The following is an 18,941-nucleotide window of genomic DNA, read 5'->3' as shown; positions in this document are numbered from 1 at the left end:
TGCAAGTAAAATAAAACAAACCTGGCCGCATCATCAGACTTTATTAATAACCACTCGCAGGGCTTGTAACTTTAAAGTGGTACTGTGAATGAATTCTTCACTTTCAATAAGTTGTTTTTTGTAAAAGACAATCTCATCTTCACGTATTGAGGGATTAATACTTTTTAAAGCTTCAAGCCGATTTACTTCGTGAGTAATGCTCTCTTTCATCTGGTTTGTAGCACGTTTGATTATCTCTTGAAGTTGTCCTTCAGCTGCTTTTTTGCTCTGTGTTAATATGGTCTCAAGATCAGCATGGATCTGCTGAATAATTGGGTAGCCTAAATGACGCTTAACAGGCTCACACATTTGATTCAGTTGTTTGTAATCTAAAATGCTGGAAAGATTCTTTCCAGAAATATCCATGAGCACACGAATCGGTGTAAGCGGCAAGAAACGATCTAATTGTAATTTTTTTGGCGCGGCACAATGTGCTGTAAAGAATGATTCCAAAAATAATGTTCCAGGCTTAATGCTTTTTATAGAAATAGTAGCCAAAGTTGCATTTCCCAACTCAGAATCCAGAATCATTTCCATGCATTCGCTGACCATAGGATGTTCCCAGCTTAAAAACTCGATATCCTCACGCACCAGTGCTTTAGGACGCGAATAGGTTACCGTAACCCCATCTTCTTTTAACCCCGGGAAATGACTTGTTTTCATGTGATCCGTTGGACGCAATATTTCCGTAGACTCAGAATGGTACTCATGGTCAATACCGTACTCCTGAAATACTTGCGCCATATAATTTTCCAATTCCAAAAAATTTTCCTCTGCCTCTATGGCAGCAATCAATGCCTCTGCTTGAGGAGCATTACAGGAGTTTAACTCCAACAACCGATCTCGACCCTCGTGAAGCGCTTGATTAATTTGTGCCGCACGCGTTTTTGTTTCTAAAATTAGTTTTTCGAACTCTTCTTTATTTGCATCAACTGTATCAAGAATTGGCAGTAATTCATTTTCAAATTCTTCATAAAGTGTAAAGCCAATAGAGCAACTCCTAATAAATAAGTTAATCCCTTCGTGATACCAACGAAACAATTTCTCTTGTACAGTATTCAACAGATAAGGAACATAAATTTCAATAGTATGTCGTTGACCGATGCGATCGAGTCGACCGATGCGTTGCTCCAGCAAATCAGGATTTAATGGTAAATCAAACACTATTAAATGATGGGCAAATTGAAAGTTTCGTCCCTCACTTCCAATTTCAGAACAAACGAGTACTTGGGCTCCATTTTCTTGTTCAGCAAAATAAGCTGCGGAGCGATCTCGTTCAATAATAGATAATCCCTCATGAAACGAGGTGCTGCGAATTTCTCTCTTTAATTTTAAATGCTGATCTAAAGCAATCGCTGTATTTGCCTTGGCACAAATAATTAGAACTTTTTTAGGATGCAATTCATTAATTTTATTTACTAACCACGTCACTCGAGGATCACTTTCAAGCCATATCTCTTTATTCAAAAGTTGCTCGGGATAAAGCTTTCGTTGACCTTTTTGTTCCTCCATAGAAGAATAAATCACGGGACATTCCAAAGGACAGGGATGCACTCGCCGCTCAGGAAAGCCTTGAATAGCTGCACGTGTATTGCGAAATAGAACTCGTCCAGTTCCGTGTCGGTCTAATAGGTCTTTAATGATCTGATTAATACTCAAGCCTGTTATCTCGCCCAAATAAGCTTCCAGCTGAGTCTTATGTTCCGCACTCAAGATATCTGTCGATGTCTGTTCCTCATAAACCATCAGTTCTTGCACGAGTTTATTGATTTTTTGGTACCCTTCTTCCTCTTTTTTAAATGCAGAAAAATTATAAAATCGTGAAGGGTCAAGCAATCTTAAGCGAGCAAAATGACTGGCAATTCCTGCTTGTTCTGGTGTTGCAGTCAAAAGCAATAAACCGTTACTTTGCCTTGCTAATCCTTCGATGCACTCATACTCAGGGCTCTTTTCTTCTTCGGACCAATGCAAGTGATGTGCCTCATCGACAACAAGCAAATCCCACTGACTGGCCATCGCCTGTTGGCGTGCTTTTTCATTTTCCATGAGAAAATCCAAGCTGCATAAAACCAATTGCTCGTTTTCAAAAAGATTTTCTTGCGGTGTACTGAGTTGCATCCCTTCTTCTTCATCTAACTCATACACAAGCTCATAGCGCTCAGCATCGATGATTGAGAAATACAAATTAAAACGTCGAATCATCTCGACAAGCCATTGATGAGTCAAAGTCTGTGGTACCACAATCAATATTCGCTGCGCGCGGCCAGTACCCAGCTGAGAATGAATAATCATGCCTGCTTCTATGGTCTTGCCAAGACCTACTTCATCTGCAAGCAAAACTCTTGGAGCATGGCGTTGTGCAACCTCACTGGCTATATAAACTTGATGTTTAAGATGACTGGTGCGTGAACCCAATAATCCCTTAACCCCAGATTGCTGTAATCTACTCGCATGATGCAAGGTATCAATACGCAATTTAAATGTATTTAGCTTATCAAGCAAGCCACTAAAAAGTCTCTGTTCCGGGGTATTTAACTTAATAAAACAATCCAGGGAAAGTTCGCTGATCTGCAATTCATTGCCAGCTTCATCTACTCCTGTATAAAAAAATAATCCTTGACGCTCTTCAACATGGGTAACACACATTTTTTGTTGGTTCGAGGTAGTTATTTCTTCACCTTCTTTATAAATAATGCGACTCAGTGGAGCACTGTCTGTAGAATAAATACGTTCCTCATCCGCAGCAGGGAAACTCAAACTCACCTGCCTGCCATTCAAATCAATAATGATCCCTAAACCAAGTTGTGTTTCCGTATTACTTATCCAGCGTTGGCCGATACTAAAAGTCATAAAAAACCATTTTGTTTGTCAAGTGCCACTAAAATAATCAAAAATTTGAATAAACACAACTTGACTTGTAGTCTTTTTTTAAATAGGATGGCTCGAATTTAATCATTCTCAGGGGTGCCACTATGCAATCAAAAAAAGAATATAGAAGAAGCGATGAGGGAAAAACAAGCTACGAACAAACACCACATTCCTCTAGTTACCCCCAGACATATCCACATGTTACTGGTAAAGAGGAAAATGACGAGGGCTCAATTTTTGATTTATTCTTAGGAACTCCAGAACAAAAAGCAGAAGCTGCAACTGGCCTTAAAAAAGATATGGCTCAAAGTTTTGAGTATGCAAAAGATAGTTTTCCAGGGTTTTTCACTCCCTTTAGAAGCAAAAAAGAGTTTGGTGTTGTTGCCGCTGCGCCTTTAGCCTTACCTTTAGCTTCAGCTCTTATTACGGGTGCTGCTGTGATTGGTGCCGCTGGCGCAACATTAACCGCGCTTGGCAGCTTAGTTTTTGCAGCTGGTTATAGTTTGGATGGATTACGCAAAGGTCATGAAGAGTCAAAAACAAAAGCACACGACGCACTAATCATTGCTGCAAAAGCAGGCATTGTCGCTGCTGTTTGTGCTGCAGTTGCAGTTGCTGCTGCCCTATTCACTGCGGTTATCGCTCCCATAGCGCTTACTTATTTGCTGACTCGTAGTGCGGCAACTGTTGTTGCAAAAGCTAGTGAGTGCATTTCTTCTTGTGGTAGTGAAGAAAATGACCCTTATAAAAATATGAGTTTCACATAAATATACTTGTATTAGTTGGGCTAAAAAAGCCCAACTAATAATATACCCGAGTTTTTTCCCGCATTCACTAAAGAAAATTTTATTATTTAATAAATCGTCGCTCGCTCCAAAAATAAATTTTCCTTGTTTTTTTACATTATTCTGGTTAAAAATAGTAGGCACAGGAAGATTATTCAACAGAAAAAGGAATTCACATGGCTATCAATGAAGAAGAGCTTCAACAGCTTATTGAGATCGATACTCCCAAAGCAGCAGTACAAGAAGAATTACCAAAAACATCAGTAGAAGAAATGCAAAACCAGTTGCAGCGCATCAATACCGACACAGAACAAGACAAGCTTCAAAAAATTACCATCACCAAAGAAATATTCGAACAAATCAGAAAAAGCCTGCAAGAAACGGTTAAAAGCATGGAAAAAAATCCAAGTATTTTCTCACGTGCAGCGGAGTACTGGGGTGAATTACCTCTTTGGCAGAAAATCATTGGAGGTGTCGCCTTAACGGTCCCTACCTTAATCATTGGCATTGTGGCACACATAGGTTTTCTTTTGGCCATTTGTGGTGTTACTGCTGTTACTTATACAGCCGGAGGCCTCATTCTTGATGATCATCATAAATGCAGTACCAGTGCTGTCGAAAGCTTGCAAAAAGGGATTTTAGGTTTGGCTGATCTTCTTGAATTAACCATTAATGCTTTGGATATTATTCGCCAACAATTAGCAGTAGAAATTCAAAAATTTGTCAAAGAAAATGCACGACTTGCCGAAAATATTGAATCGTTAAGTCTGCAGATTGATGCGATAGACAAACAAGTTATGGCCACATCCAAAGTAAATGCGGCATTAGGTGAAACCAAGGATGGATTGGTAGTAGTCTCTGATTCTCTCAAAGAGGGCGTGACCCAACACGCCGACTTTTTAAAGCAAAACCAGGAGAAACTTGATCGTATTACTGAGGCATACAGCAGCAGTCAAAAGGAATTAGCAGAAAAAGTCCTTGAAGTCCAAAAAGTGCGAACAGAACTTGGAGAGGACCTTACTCGAGCTAAATCAATGATAGATACGCTGCACTCCACTATATCGCAACTATCAACCACCGCCATTGGCAATGAAGAACAACGCAGAGCGTTTCAAGAAAAACTGGATGTCTTCATAAATAATAAAGAAGCGAGTTTTCTTTTAATCGCCGATCGTATTTGTGAAGCGGAACGAAAACTTGTGCTGACGCAAAAAGAATTAGATCAAACAACGTCACGCTTGCAAGAACTCCTTAAAGTACAGGAAGCACACATAGACACGCTTAAAACGCTGAGTACCACTAAAGATCAAGCGCCCCAAATAATCCCAGTTGGTGGGTCATTAACTAAAAATGGATTATACGCGGTAAAAAAAGAAGTGTCGGAAACAACAGATCCGAGAACATCACTCGATGCTTCTATGTAATATGATTCATATCTCCCTCCTCTCTACATGTTGCTTAACCTGGAGGAGGGATTTTTTAAGATGCTCCATAAGCGCACCTCAGCGCTTTATTCCTTTTTACCCTCTAAAGTCAAATTATATGCCTCTAAAGCAGCTTGAACTGCGGCACGTTCGCTGACTCGTTGATACCATTCCAGCAAATGAGCAAATCGCTGCTCATCAATAGTCTGCTGATAAAAAATTTGAAAGCAGTAAATCCACGGCCAAATTGCCATATCCGCAATCGTATAATCTGCACCGGCTATATACGAACATTGCGTCAATTGTTTTTCCATAACACCAAGCAAACGATCGCATTCATCTGCATAACGCTTCAATGCATAGGGAACCTTTTCCATTGCACGGTGAAAGTGGCCCAATTGACCAAACATAGGTCCTATATGTGCCGCTTGAAAAAAACACCATTGTAAAATCGTGTATTTCTCTTTCAGTGATTCAGGTAAAAATTTACCATGCTTTTCTGCAAGATATTTCAAGATGGCAACACTCTCAAACAAATGAAAATCTTTTTGCGAATCATATAAAACCGGGATTTTATTATTTGGTGAAATTTTTAAAAATTCCGGATTGAACTGTTCCCCTTTAGAAATATCAATTAGTTTAAGCGTGTAAGATTGTGACAATTCTTGCAGCATAATTGTCGGCTTAATACCATTAGGCGTACCAAATGAGTACAAGGTATACATAGGAACTCCTTGTTTTTAGTTCTTTTACGAAAGTACAGTGTAATTTTTTTCTTCGACTAAACCTAACCTGATTAATGACAAGATAGACTATAATTTTAAAGAAAACCCAGTTATTTTAACCTACTCTTAGAAATCACCTGCAAAAAAGGATTTTAATATGAGCTTCAAAGAAAAAGTGGCGATTCTTGGCAGTTCTCGCACTCCTTTTGTCAAATCACAAACCTACTATTTAGGAAAGTCCAATCAGGATTTGCTAGGCTCAGCCTTAGCTGATCTCATCAATAAAAACAAACTCCAAGGTAAGTTATTAGGCGATTTTGTTGCAGGCGCAATTATGAATCATCCTTTTGACTGGAATCTGGCTCGTGAAACCGTTTTAGGTAGCTCTCTCTCGCCTGAGACTCCCGGATTAACCATACAACGTGCCTGTGGTACTGGTTTAGAAGCAGTTAACCTTATTGCCTTAAAAATTGCCAGTGGACAAATCGCAGCCGGTATCGGTGGAGGAACAGATACTAATTCAGATATTCCATTAATTGGCCAAAGAAAATTGACCCACTTTTTAATCAAATTTCAAAATGCTAAAGGATTTAAGGAAAAGCTTAAGCTGTTCAAGGAGTTCCGATTAGGCATGTTAAAACCCGAAATCCCTGAAGTACGTGAACCTCGAACGAGTTTATCTATGGGTGAACATTGCGAATTAATGGTTAAAGAATGGCAAATTTCTCGTAAAGATCAAGATGAATTGGCCCTTCGCTCACATCAAAATGCCGTACAAGCCTATGATGAAGGATTCTATGAAGATTTGATTGCGCACCTTGATTCCTTAAAACAAGATACGATCACCCGCAAAGATACATCTTTAGAAAAATTATCTGCCTTAAAACCCTCCTTTGATAAGTCAGATAAAGGCAGTTTAACCGCAGGAAACTCGACTCCACTCACAGATGGAGCTTCCGTTGTTTTATTAAGCGACCCTGAGTGGGCAAAAAAACATCAATTGGAACCGCTTGCTTATTTTGTGGACTGTGAAGTAGCTGCAGTAGATTTCGTACATGGTGCAGGCCTATTAATGGCTCCGACCATTGCGGTTTCACGTTTGTTAGCACGAAATCGACTCAAATTGCAAGATTTTGATTATTATGAAATTCATGAAGCATTTGCCGGTCAGGTGCTCTGTACTTTAAAAGCCTGGGAATCTGCTGAATATTGCCAAAAAATTTTGAGTCTCAATAAACCCCTAGGAAGTATTGATACCAAAAAGATGAACATCAAAGGAGGGAGCCTCGCTCTTGGTCACCCCTTCGCTGCAACAGGAGGACGATTAGTTGGTGCAGCAGCAAAAATACTCGCCAATAAAGGTCAAGGACGCATTCTTTTAAGTGTCTGCACTGCAGGAGGGATGGGTGTTGCGGCGATTATTGAACGTTAGCCCACACATAACCGGTTAATAAGATTGGGCTTTCGTTTCACCGCGCTTCTTCAATTGATCAATGTATAAGTATTTGCTTCTGCCTCGTGTATTCTTTCAGAATGTAATTGTCTGGATTTAGTAGCAAAAAAATTACTTGCAAGATAAGCACTTGTTCCCACTGTCGAAGAAACTATCTCCGTAACAGCCAAAGAAGGATTTTGCGTAGCCCCACTCGGTTTAAAGAAAAAACCTCCGCCATAAGTAACATTTGCTGCTGCATCAACTGATTTTTTTAGCAAAACGTCTAAATTCCCAAAATATAGAGGAACGGTAAAGTTGCTCTCACCTAAGTCGATTGTTGCATGAAAAGGTTCGGTTTTCACTGCACCATTATAATGTCCCCCATATACTTTTTCTTTTCCATTAGGAGGATAAGTAAAATCAGGAAAAACCCTGTCTGAAAAATAGAGAGTCGCTGCGGCAACCGCATTACTGAACATGACTGTAGATATTGAGCGACTAAAGGCTTCCGCACTCACATAAAGATATTCTTTCAGTTGAGGATTGCTAATTAGAACTCCTTTGCTGTGAGCGTAATAACGCCGCTCTTCCCTACTTTCCTGCCAATGATTAATATTGGCTCCTAAAGTTTTTAAGGCAATGCCTGAGCCAATACATATAGTACTAATCGAGTTAACCGTTCCTAAGCTGATGTACTCAGTTAGATTATAAGCAGGAGTATCATTATTTACATGGTTACTGTAAGACCCGGGGAGCCACTCAGAGATGACATAATCCAAATTGGTAATATTAATTCCTAGAGAAAAATTACCGACAGCATGAACGCCTCCATAGTATGAGGCATTGACTTCCTGTAAAGGAAGTACATTAGAAAGTGCATAGGCAGCTCCACCAACAGTACATGCCAGTGTACCACAAGTGCTCATAGTATCTGCCACTGCATGTACTGTTGTATCTAAAACCCAATTGGTTGCTGTCCAAAATCTATCTGCCCATCCCATAAACCTACATCCCCCAAAATAATTTCTCTTTAAAAACACTACTGAAATTCCAGTTTCGCACGTGTCTTCCTGCATTCCAAAGAGACCCAATAAAAAATGAATTATGCAAATTAATTCTTAACAAATATTTGAATTTCCATCAGAACATATCTATTGCAACCGGTCAATATTATTTACAAGCTGATCTTAAAGTGGCGCTTTAAAACAAAAGAGCATAGACTTTATTACTTACTAAAAATGATGCAAATAAAAATTCAATTCATCTGCACGATTGGTAAAAAGCCAGTTTACTCCTCGATTTAATTCTCTATATAAACTATATCTTGAATTTATCATACCCACACCGACAATTTTTTCAGCTGCTTTGAAACGGTTAACGATTCTGTTGTCTATCAAAAAATAATGGCCTAATACACCACCATAATTCTCATTTAAGCTGATATCACAAAATTGTTTCACATTATTATGTGATGCAACCAGTAAAAGGGCATGGTTGGGAAATTGTGTCAATGAATAAAAAATTGCCGAATCTAGAGTTAACAAATGGTAGTCTTCACCAGCAGACAACCCTTGTAACGTTTCGACTAAAATATCCTCATCCCGAAAAGGCGCTTTTAATTCAATAAGCAAATGCATGTTCTTCCCATACGCAGCAACAACTTCTTTAAGCGTAGGAACATCGGGAACCTGGCTCCGTAATTCCTTAAAGCTCAGGTCAGCAATTGTTTGATTATGTTTCCAGAGACGCTTTAAAGTAGCATCATGATTTACCACCAGCACTTTATCTGCCGTTGTGCGCACATCAAACTCAATTCCCCAGCATTTCAATTCTTTTGCCAAATCAAATGCAGTAAGCGTATTTTCAATAATGCCCTGTGCATGATTATGAGCGCCTCTGTGCGCAATTAAACGAGCGGACTTAACGCGTTCCATTGATGGTTTATCCCTGGGAATGATGGCAAAATAACCATCCACTATTTTTTCTAATAAATTAAGTAGCACAACACAATCCCTGAGTATCTTACATAGAGTTATTCTATGTGGAGAAAATCGAAAACGCAAAAAATACTGATTTCTCTCGCAATTTGTGTAAGAATAAAGAGTTTTTAAATTTATCACAGGTATATGCCCTTAATTACCACCAATATTGATCAGGCTATCAACGAATTATATGAAGGAAAACCTGTAGCCATACCTACAGAAACCGTCTATGGTTTAGCCGCGCCTATTGACAATGAAAAGGCCATTAAGGCAGTTTTTGCGATGAAGGATAGACCATTAAATCACCCCTTAATTGTTCATGTTCCACATAATTGGGATCTCAGTACCTTGGTCGAAGACATTCCTGTTTATGCTCAGCAACTCATTAAAAAATTTTGGCCAGGCCCTTTAACTCTTGTCTTGCATTGCAAACACGATAAAATCAATCCGTTAATTACAGGTAACCAGACTACTGTAGCCATCAGATGTCCAGCCCACCCTATAGCCCAGGAATTATTGACAAAATTAGGCAACCCACTGGTCGCCCCCTCAGCCAATCCCTTTGGGAAAGTTAGCCCTACTACCGCACAACATGTTAGCGAATCATTTCCTAACCTAGAATTAACCATATTAGATGGGGGCCGTTGTAGTGTAGGCATTGAATCGACCATCATTGATGCGACTGATGTAGAAAACTATCAAATTTTACGTCATGGACTTATTGATGAAAAAACGATAGCCAAGGTAATTGCGACTCCTTCCTTTCACTCTAAGAGTACACTACGCGTTCCCGGGAAGCTGGAAAGCCACTACCAACCCCAAAAAATCTTATATTATTTTTCCAGTTACATAGCTCTTGCAGATTTTTGTCAAAAAAATCCAGATGATGTTTATGTGATTGCAAGTAAGCGACCAGTGAACATCCATAATGATCATTTCCACCTTTTGGCAGATCATCCCGAAAAAGCAGCCTTTGACTTGTATTATCAATTAAGGAAAGCAGACGCAGCCAATGTTCAAATCATTGCAATTGAACTTCCTCCAGAAACAGGGAATTGGCAAGGAGTACGAGAACGTATTTTAAAAGCAGGAACTCCTTATTCCAGCTAGTCCGTGTAAGATTCTCCAATATTAAACTAAGAAATCCATTGACAGTTCAGCAAAATATAAGTAAGTTAGCGCCACAATGCCGAGGTGGTGGAATTGGTAGACACGCTAGCTTCAGGTGCTAGTGGGGGCAACTCCGTGGAGGTTCGAGTCCTCTTCTCGGTACCATTGAACTATTTGGCAACAGTTCGCAATGGTTCAAATTAGTATGTAACACCTTGATTTATATTGTAATAATACAGACTTATTCTTCTCAAATCTTTCTCAACTATTCGTTATTTTTCGTATAAACCGCGACCACTTTGGGTAAGATCTTGGGTAAGATTTTTTATTTCATATTCCAACTCTTCCAAAGTTACCGCTTAGTTGAGGTACTTTATAATGTTAACCGACGCATACATAAAATCTTTAAAGATTGGTGATAAAAAACGTCATGCTGATCTCTATGGTCTGGTATTAGAACTTAGACCAACCAAAAAGAAACTAAATAAGGTATTCATTTTTCGTTTTCAATGGGAAAAGAAACCGCAGACAATGACTTTAGGCAATTACCCATGCTTAAGTTTGGCAGATGCCCGAATCAAAGCAATATCGCATCGCGACTTACTCAATAGAGGGACAGGACTTACGAAAAACCCCTTCAAAATGGACAATGGATCAAGATAAAATAAGAAATATCTTACAATTAGGCTTTAGTCAGATTAACTATACTCTGACAAATTACGCAGAGCATGTAGAATCAATTAGTCATGATCTAGTGCGTTTGTATTTAAAAAATACTCGTTTAACAGCGAAGGGCGTGTGGCATTAAGTTAAAGACGATATTGTTTTTAATTTAGACACACTTATGCAGCGAGGCCATAGTTAGCCTAGCTTGTTGGTCCCTTAATCTGCAATATCTAGAAAATGTTCAACTTCCGATAGTATTTCTTCTTTGTCCATTTTTTTAGATTTTTCATGATACTCTTCTATGATGGCGGATGCTTTTGGTATCTCTTTTATCAATGACATTTGCGCCTCTGTGATTAGAATATCTCCCTTAGCAATACTTTTAACTACTTCCTTTAAGCTAGGTTTAATTTCCTCAAACTCGGGGATTTCATTTAAAAATTGCATAATTTCTTCTTTTCTATAAGCACCTTTATTAATATGCTCGCCTATCGCGCACAACAGCTTAATTGAGCAGGACTGCATACTTTCTAGATTATCTGGCTTTTTAATTTTTTTAATTAGTTTTTCCGCGTTAGCGTACTTTTTTTCTAGTTCCTGAGCCTTATTTTGTTGATTCGTTATTGCTTCTAAGTGAGCATCTGGACTCATCAATTTGTTAATATTTAATGTTGAACCCTGAATAGGGGATGCCTGATGTTCAGCCTTTACAGAATTATCTTTAGAATTGTTTAGCTCCGTCGTATTGTCCATTTGATTTAATTCACCATCATTTTTTTTAAACTTTTGTATAATTTTTGAGAGAAATGCACCTCCAACCTCTTGAAAAAATCTTCCACCCATATAAACAACACTTGTTGCAGCAACACCGACAAGTATCAACAGTCCGACAGGTGGAAAGACTGTTGCGATTAGTATTCCTGATAAAGCTATGCCTGCAGCAGTCACTCCAAACAGCTTATCGATCAGGCCTCGCTTTTTACTCAACTGTTTATTTTGAAGAATTAATGACTCTTGATGGTCTATCTTGTTCTGCTTATTGCTTTGCTTCTCTTTAAACTCCTTATACAGTTCCTTTATTTGTTGAGGATCAGGATTAGGTTTTTTCATTAACGTCTCCGCTTTCACGGAAAGTTCTTCTAGTTCACAGTTTAGTTCTTTTATTTCTTTTGTAACTGCGTTTAATTGTTTGGAAACTCTATTCAATTTAAAAAGATGATTACCTACTGCTACCACTGCACCTACAAAACCAAGTCCGGCAGTTATAACAGCCACAGGAGGAAAAAAAATACTCAATGTAATCAATGAAAGCGTTGCAGCAGAATAAGCAAATTTTGCCGCGTTTGAAAGCGTATAATATTTTTTGTCATGCTTATCGAAGTATAAAAAAAACGCGACCGGGAGGAGTAACAAGTCTATACCAGCAAACAAAGGCTGAGCAAACGTTAGCCCCTTTGCTACATTCGCACTTTTCATTGCTCTCTGCATCTGCCCCGCAGAACTTGCGGTGCCGGCAACTATCTGTGACATTGGAATGCCTGTTTTATCTACAAGATTGAAAAATGAATTTGAAAAGGGCAAGAGTTTAAACAGGTTCTTCAGCTTGTTTGGGGTATTAGGCTTTAACTCCTTATTTTCAATCATTTCATTCAACATCTTTTGCAAGTTATCATCCATAACTGAACCTTTATCTTTGCCAAAGAACTTAACCAATATATATAATTATAATTTATGATGATAGAAAAGAGGGCTGTTGCAAAAATAATAAATCTTCGCATCTTTTCGTAATCATTCAAATCAGCTATCATACACAACGTTGGATAAGATATTGGGTAAGTTCCGAGTCCTTATTATCCTAAACCAATAAAATCAAATGGTTACGATGAGGTTCGAGTCCTCTTCTCGTACCATTGTTCATTTCATGATAATTCTTTAGATATAAGCAGTCTGTAGGTTAGTTGAAATAATACTGACATATTCTTTTAATAAAAAAATGCCTATATTAGTTATTTCAAACAATCGCATAATTTTTACTAAGATTAGCAATTTTATATAGATTAAACTGAATAAGAATATTAGACCAATGCTATAGGGAGGTTCACATGAAAATCATTATCGGTGGCGGCACAGGATTGGTTGGTCAAACATTGGTTCCTGAACTACTTCAGTCTGGACATGAAATTTATGTCATAGGACGAGATGAGGAAAAAATTAAACGTACGTTTTCAAATGCCGTTCATGGAACTACTTGGGATAAACTTAATACATTAAACCCAAATGAATTTGATGTGATTATTAATTTGGCTGGTGAAAATATTGCTGATCATCGATGGAATGCTAAAACAAAAGAAACACTACTTTCGAGTCGAATTGAAACAACCAACCAATTAATTCTTTGGGGTATAAAGGCCGACACTAAAAAACCCCACTTATATAACGCAAGTGCCGTAAGCATTTATGGTTTGCAGAAGACACTGGCACAAGACCATATTACATTTACCGAAACGACCCCTCCCATCGATTCTCCTGAAACCAGTTTTGCAAAGCAACTGGTTACTCAGTGGGAAGAGACCGCAAAAAAAAGCTTTGATATGGGTATGCCTGTTACCCTAATGCGTTTTGGTGTGGTTCTAAAGCGGGGGGGAGGAATGTTAAAAAAATTGGAGTTGCCCGCTCGATATGGAATGGGAGCAGTAATTGGTTCTGGAGAGCAACCCTTGGCATGGATTGACAGCACCGACCACATTGAAGCAATCATGTTTTTGATAGCACACCCAGAGATTACAGGCCCAGTAAATCTTGTCGCACCGGAGTGTGTGTCGCAAAAAACATTTACCAAGACATTCGCTCAGGTATTAAAAAAACCTGCTTTTCTGTGGATGCCGGCATGGATTATACAACTTTTATTTGGTCAAATGGGCAAGGAGTTATTATTGTCAGGACAAACCGTTGCGCCACAGCGATTGTCAGAATATCAGTTTAACTTCAAGTATCCAACTTTATTATCTGCTTTAACTAAAGAATTTAGAGGTTAAAATTATTATGAGTCTTTGCTTATTGTCCTTAGATGAAGTCAAACAAAGCATCACCATGAGCCAAGCAATTAAGGCAATGGAAAATGCATTTATGCAATTAGCAAAAAAACAAGTTAAATTACCTTTAAGAACAGGCATTACCATTGATGAAGAAGATGCGCTTACTTTAATTATGCCGGCCTATCTGGCTCAAGATAAGGCTTTAGGTCTGAAGGTGGCTTCTATTTTTCCTAAAAATAGTGCACTCAATAAACCCTCTATTACTGGTTTTATCATGTTACTTGATGCCGGTACTGGCGAACCCAAAGCACTTATGGACGCAGGTTATTTGACCGCATTAAGAACCGGGGCAGTTTCTGGGTTAGCAACTCAATATTTTGCAGTAGATAACGCAACTCATGTTGCAATCATTGGCTCAGGAGTACAGGCAGAAACACAACTTCAAGCCATAGCAAACGTACGCGACATAAAGCAGGTATCGGTATGGTCAAGAAACATTAAGAATGCGGAACAATTTGCGACTCAGCTCGCAGACCAATACACCATCAATGTATTTGACAACATTTCTTTAGCAGTTAAAGACGCGGATATCATCTGTACCGCAACCGGAAGCGCCGAGCCATTAATCCACTTGCATGATATAGGACCACATGTTCATATTAATGCTATAGGCTCACACACTGCCAAGATGCAAGAAATCAGCAATGATGTACTAAAACATGCTGTAGTGATTGTTGATCAATTAAGCGCTGTTATGGCTGAAGCTGGTGAAATTATCAGTGCTGTGCAGCAAAATCAATTAAAACAAGAGGATATTATTGAGATAGGTAATTGGTTAATGCATAAAAACTCAGACTTCAAAAATCAGATCACTGTATTCAAATCAGTAGGACTTTCAATACAGGATTTAAGTGTTGCCTCTGTTGTTTATCAAAATGCCATGGATAAAAAATTGGGAACTTTATTTGCATTAAATGAAGCAAGGTTGTTGTAGGCTGGCGCTGAGCTTGCGAAGCAATAGGAGTTCAAAAGATCCATGCTGGGCTACTCTACATTTAGCCCTAGCAATTCTCGCTATTTAATTTCACCAAGTGCCTCACCTAAACGGATTGTACTTCCTGCTTTTAAAGCTGGATTCCAATGCACCGGCGTGTCGCTTGCAAACAGCAAAACTACAGTTGAACCTAGTTTAAAGTATCCCATTTCATCGCCTTGAGCCATCTTTTGTTCTTTCTCTTCATTGTATTCAAAATCAACACGAGTCTTACTCCGTTTGATGTCCCCATGCCAACGGGTTCCTATCGCTCCAACTATGGTTGCTCCAACCATCACTATAACCATAGGACCTACTTTGGTAGAAAAAAAGAGAACCAGTCGCTCATTACGCGCAAATAATCTTGATACAACTCGAACAGTTGAAGGTTGTACTGAAAATAAAGCACCTGGAATATAGGTCATCGAGGTTATTTTGGCATCCATAGGCACATGCACACGATGGTAATCTTTAGGCGATAAATACAAAGTAGCAAAATGTCCATTAATAAATTGAGCAGCCGCATCGTTAGTACACGCCAAAAGATCAGCCACGGAATAATAATGACCTTTTGCTTGAATTAATTGACCTTGTTCTATAGATCCTATTTCACTAACACAACCATCTACAGGTGAAATAATATCCGCATCGGCCAATGGCCTGCATCCTGGTTTTAGGTGACGAATAAAAAAATCATTAAAACAAGAGTATGCAGTATGGTCTTCGATCAAGGCCTCGCTCATATTGACCTGATATTTATTTATAAATCGTTGAATGATGTAATTTTTTATTTTGACATTTTTCACTTCAGCCAAACAACCAGCAAGGGTGGTAAGCCCGTGCTGAGGAATCAGATATTGGGGTAATGTTTTTATTAAATCAAAAGACATGTGAAGCTCTCAACAGCATTCTAAAAAAAGGGAATCATAACCTATACTTCCAGCAGCCACAAACAGCGTCGTGATCACGTGAAGTATAGTGGTAAATTTAATTTGTTTTAACACATATAGCTGGAGGTAAGTTGTAATTGTCGATGCGATGCAGAAATCGTTTCGTGATGATATCTCAGATTATTAAGATAATGCGTTTTATGTTCCTCCAAATTAAACTGAGAAATTAATTTATATTTTGGCTCTTCCAACATCACCGGATACCTACTAACTTCTCTTTTAATTGCTTCTACTATTTTAACAAACAAACACTCGTTCAATGTTGAGGACTCACCTCCATTCATAAAAATCATAGCCAGTACTTTCGCATTACAATTTCCATCTAAATAACCCTCTACCTCTGCTCTCCTGGAAGCTCCCAAAAGGCTTCCCCATGTCTTCGATTCATATTTTGCTAATGAAGAAGAGATTAAGCTTTTAAATGATTTATCGGTGAGGGAATCTACCCAATCATAAATCGTCTTATATAACATGGTGATGCCCCCATCACTATAAAGATGAGTAAATCGTTTATCTTTCTTAGCAAAAAACACCACATCCCGAGTAAAATCATTGATACCTTTTTCAAAACTTTTATCTCTGAGTGCAAGATCAACACTTGGTATAGGATGCTTTTGCAACATTAAAGGTGTAAGGTCCTGCACAAGCAAAGTATTCAATGCCCCATCTTGCTGGGTTCCTGAGCTTAAAATATAAGCCAACCGATTATCACCGCTTTCTTTTGTGCTTGCTTTTAAATAGCTCTTCACCGGTTCAACCCTCTGGCGGAATGAAAACGTAGATACTACCGGTGCATATTTTTTATCTATAATTTCATTTATATAATGCTCTAACTCCTCAGGTTTGAGACTTTTTGCCCAAACGAACAATGAATCATAATATTGTTTTTTCACATCTTCATGCGTAAAAGGCAGCACTTCTCGTTTCACAGCCAGTAATGCTTCTTCCATAAGTTCGTCAGTAGTGGTCAAATGCAATTGGAAATGAACCTGTTCTGCAATGAGCTTAAGGCTTGATGCAATACTATTAAATTCACCGGCATAGGTTGTTGTATTCGCCAAGGCTTGACGAATTTTTAGGTTGTACGCTTGATGGAGTAAACTCAGTTTATTTGAAAATTCAAGATTGTCTTCTTCGGTAAGATCTTGACGTTTTTTTTCATAATAGGCCTTTGTGATTTCACGAAACTCGTTAACAAAAGCAACCAAAGATAATAATGCATCACGCAACTTACTGCCTTTATCAACACGAATCTTTGCTTCAATTGTTTCAGCAGAAAGCAGGGGAAGATTTCCAAATAGCTCCCATGCACTGGTTAAACTATCATCTGTGGCTTTTTTGCTTACCAGTTCGGAAATTTGCTCATATGGAGGATTGGTGGTGTCCTTAAGTAAAGAGTTTGTTAGTCTATAGGAACTGTGGATCAACTCTTTTATTATCGGTGCAAATGCATCACGCCAAACCTGATGATATCGTTTTTGTAGTTCATCTAAATTGTATTTTAGCTCTTCTTCTTTAGCATAAGTTGTTTCATTTTCCTTTTTGACCCATTCCTGTATCTTGCGATAAAAAGAAGGCTTTTGATAAAGAGCTAAATAGGTAGGTGGCAGCGGTAACCCATAACCATTGTCAATACACCCCATATAAAAGATCGCAACTCGATATAAATTATCATAGTGTTCTTGATATAAATCCATCATAAAATCAACAAATGATTTTTTGTTCGTATTTTCATTGCAAAAACGAGGATACAGCTCTTCATATTTTTTCCGTAAGCTGGGATCTGTCTCTTCTAAAGAAGTGTAATTTAAAGGCAGATCACCAAAGAGCTCGGTTAAGCGTTTGCGTTGTAACTCTGGTTGATATGTTAATAAGGCCTTTAAAGCGGCAGCCAGTTTTTGTTCCTGGGCAAGAGAATTCTGTGCCAGGCGAGCAAACTCGACTGGGTCTGCATAAGCTTTAGGTAATAGTTTACGGGCTACATTAGGTACAATAGCCGGAATGGTAACTTGTCCTGGATTTTCGTAAGAAGGCCAATGATAAGGCATGGACTCCTGAACATTGGGAAACGCTTCATAATCACGAACCGTGAGCATTACATGTTTCTTAGGTACTCCGATTACTGCTCTTGGTTCTTTCATATGGATGGTAAACCAATAGAAGAACATATCAAAATCAATATCCCCTGCCAGGCTGAGATTATGGGGATGTGGATCATCATCATCGAGGAACCATCTGCCGATTAAAAGTTCCATGACATTTTTTTCGACAAGGGTTTTAACACTGGGCGCAACTTGTTCTTTTAAAGTACTGTTGATAGGAGTGCCCTGACTCGCATAATGAAAAGGTTTAAAATCCTCGACACCAATAGATAATGTACCGATTACTTTTTCTTGTGTGTCTCCCCTTTTTGAGGTGATTTCCAGGATACTACTCTCTACCTTTTGCAGCTGCTCTATAGTTAAAGGCAGTTGGGGGTTAAAGTCTGGTATATCCTTTATCGCAATGGTATCTTTTTTTAAGCCATCGGGAGTTTTAACAATGTATTCGAGAAAATCATGCTCTAATTGAATATAAAGGGTGCCGCTTTTTATATTTTTCGTGTCATCTGGCATTAATTCGAGATCATACTCCCCGAATACCAAACGCTCTTCAGCAGATCTTTTTCCTTGAAACAACCTTTTGAATGATGAAGTTGCAACACTGATTTTGGCAAGTAATTCAGGATAGTGATTTTTAGGCTCTAATTTTTTAAAAAAAGCCTTCTTGACAACACCATCTTCCTCAAAAGAAACCTTCCATGTTTCATGAGAGCTATCCGAAATTTTTTCTACATAAGTGAGTTTATTATTTCTGAGTGCCTTTTTTGGAATTCCCATATTTTAATCC

14 protein-coding genes, 1 tRNA gene and 1 pseudogene are annotated in these 18,941 nt (G+C 38.5%); 9 read left to right on the top strand and 7 right to left on the bottom strand.

The features are described 5' to 3' along the window. Positions 1-33: 33 nt before the first annotated feature. A complete protein-coding gene (gene rapA / locus Ltuc_RS01505; protein ID WP_058519597.1) occupies positions 34-2,889 on the bottom strand; it encodes an RNA polymerase-associated protein RapA in 2,856 nt (951 codons plus the stop codon). Between the two features lie 122 nt (positions 2,890-3,011). On the opposite strand from rapA, the gene Ltuc_RS01500 reads away from it, so the two are divergent. Together Ltuc_RS01500 and Ltuc_RS01495 are read left to right on the top strand one after the other, a co-directional pair. Beyond that, the gene (locus tag Ltuc_RS01500) at positions 3,012-3,674 is read left to right on the top strand and encodes a hypothetical protein (protein ID WP_058519596.1); all 663 of its coding nucleotides are present in this window, start codon (positions 3,012-3,014) and stop codon (positions 3,672-3,674) included. 194 nt (positions 3,675-3,868) lie between these two features. After that, positions 3,869-5,116 carry a LegC2/C7 family Dot/Icm T4SS effector gene (locus Ltuc_RS01495; protein ID WP_058519595.1) on the top strand — a complete coding sequence of 416 codons (1,248 nt, stop codon included), beginning with the start codon at positions 3,869-3,871 and terminating at the stop codon, positions 5,114-5,116. A gap of 86 nt (positions 5,117-5,202) precedes the next feature. Here Ltuc_RS01495 and Ltuc_RS01490 read toward each other — a convergent pair whose 3' ends face one another. Beyond that, positions 5,203-5,841: a glutathione S-transferase family protein gene (locus Ltuc_RS01490; protein ID WP_058519594.1), complete on the bottom strand. Its 639-nt coding sequence runs from the start codon at positions 5,839-5,841 to the stop codon at positions 5,203-5,205. A 157-nt stretch (positions 5,842-5,998) separates the two neighbouring features. Here Ltuc_RS01490 and Ltuc_RS01485 point away from each other — a divergent pair, with 157 nt between their 5' ends. Beyond that, entirely contained in the window at positions 5,999-7,273 is a 1,275-nt protein-coding gene (locus Ltuc_RS01485) for an acetyl-CoA C-acetyltransferase (RefSeq protein WP_058519593.1), read from the top strand. Positions 7,274-7,323: 50 nt separating this feature from the next. Here the strand turns inward: Ltuc_RS01485 and Ltuc_RS01480 are convergent, their stop codons facing one another. Both Ltuc_RS01480 and Ltuc_RS01475 read right to left on the bottom strand, forming a co-directional pair. Further along, positions 7,324-8,277, bottom strand: coding sequence for a hypothetical protein (locus Ltuc_RS01480; protein WP_058519592.1), 954 nt, complete (start codon positions 8,275-8,277; stop codon positions 7,324-7,326). 231 nt (positions 8,278-8,508) lie between these two features. Further along, positions 8,509-9,279: a glycerophosphodiester phosphodiesterase gene (locus Ltuc_RS01475; protein WP_058519591.1), complete on the bottom strand. Its 771-nt coding sequence runs from the start codon at positions 9,277-9,279 to the stop codon at positions 8,509-8,511. 123 nt (positions 9,280-9,402) lie between these two features. On the opposite strand from Ltuc_RS01475, the gene Ltuc_RS01470 reads away from it, so the two are divergent. The 4 genes and pseudogenes from Ltuc_RS01470 to Ltuc_RS15835 all read left to right on the top strand — a co-directional run. Further along, entirely contained in the window at positions 9,403-10,368 is a 966-nt protein-coding gene (locus Ltuc_RS01470; protein WP_058519590.1) for an L-threonylcarbamoyladenylate synthase, read from the top strand. A 78-nt stretch (positions 10,369-10,446) separates the two neighbouring features. Next, a tRNA-Leu gene (locus Ltuc_RS01465) sits at positions 10,447-10,533 on the top strand. A gap of 213 nt (positions 10,534-10,746) precedes the next feature. Continuing rightward, on the top strand, positions 10,747-11,031 hold the full coding sequence (locus Ltuc_RS01460) for an Arm DNA-binding domain-containing protein (RefSeq protein ID WP_058519589.1): 285 nt from the start codon (positions 10,747-10,749) through the stop codon (positions 11,029-11,031). Then, a pseudogene (locus tag Ltuc_RS15835) lies at positions 11,018-11,170 on the top strand (IS701 family transposase); the annotation flags it as partial. The gene Ltuc_RS01460 and the pseudogene Ltuc_RS15835, both read left to right, overlap by 14 nt. Positions 11,171-11,250: 80 nt before the next feature. On the opposite strand, the gene Ltuc_RS01455 reads toward Ltuc_RS15835, so the two are convergent. Further along, a complete protein-coding gene (locus tag Ltuc_RS01455) occupies positions 11,251-12,711 on the bottom strand; it encodes a hypothetical protein (protein ID WP_058519588.1) in 1,461 nt (486 codons plus the stop codon). A 425-nt stretch (positions 12,712-13,136) separates the two neighbouring features. On the opposite strand from Ltuc_RS01455, the gene Ltuc_RS01450 reads away from it, so the two are divergent. Beyond that, complete coding sequence (locus Ltuc_RS01450; protein WP_058519587.1) at positions 13,137-14,069, top strand: TIGR01777 family oxidoreductase; 933 nt, start codon at positions 13,137-13,139, stop codon at positions 14,067-14,069. Between the two features lie 7 nt (positions 14,070-14,076). Continuing rightward, positions 14,077-15,063 (top strand): ornithine cyclodeaminase family protein, encoded by a 987-nt coding sequence (locus Ltuc_RS01445; protein ID WP_058519586.1) that lies wholly within the window; start codon positions 14,077-14,079, stop codon positions 15,061-15,063. An 80-nt stretch (positions 15,064-15,143) separates the two neighbouring features. Here the strand turns inward: Ltuc_RS01445 and asd are convergent, their stop codons facing one another. Then, positions 15,144-15,992: an archaetidylserine decarboxylase gene (gene asd, locus Ltuc_RS01440; protein ID WP_058519585.1), complete on the bottom strand. Its 849-nt coding sequence runs from the start codon at positions 15,990-15,992 to the stop codon at positions 15,144-15,146. Positions 15,993-16,099: 107 nt separating this feature from the next. Next, positions 16,100-18,931, bottom strand: a complete 2,832-nt coding sequence (locus Ltuc_RS01435; protein ID WP_058519584.1) for a hypothetical protein — start codon at positions 18,929-18,931, stop codon at positions 16,100-16,102. Between the last annotated feature and the right edge of the window lie 10 nt (positions 18,932-18,941).

The sequence above is a fragment of the Legionella tucsonensis genome (assembly GCF_001468035.1).
GTDB lineage: Bacteria > Pseudomonadota > Gammaproteobacteria > Legionellales > Legionellaceae > Legionella > Legionella tucsonensis.
Note: the sequence above shows the minus strand (reverse complement) of the source record. Positions and strands in the feature narration are given on the sequence as shown.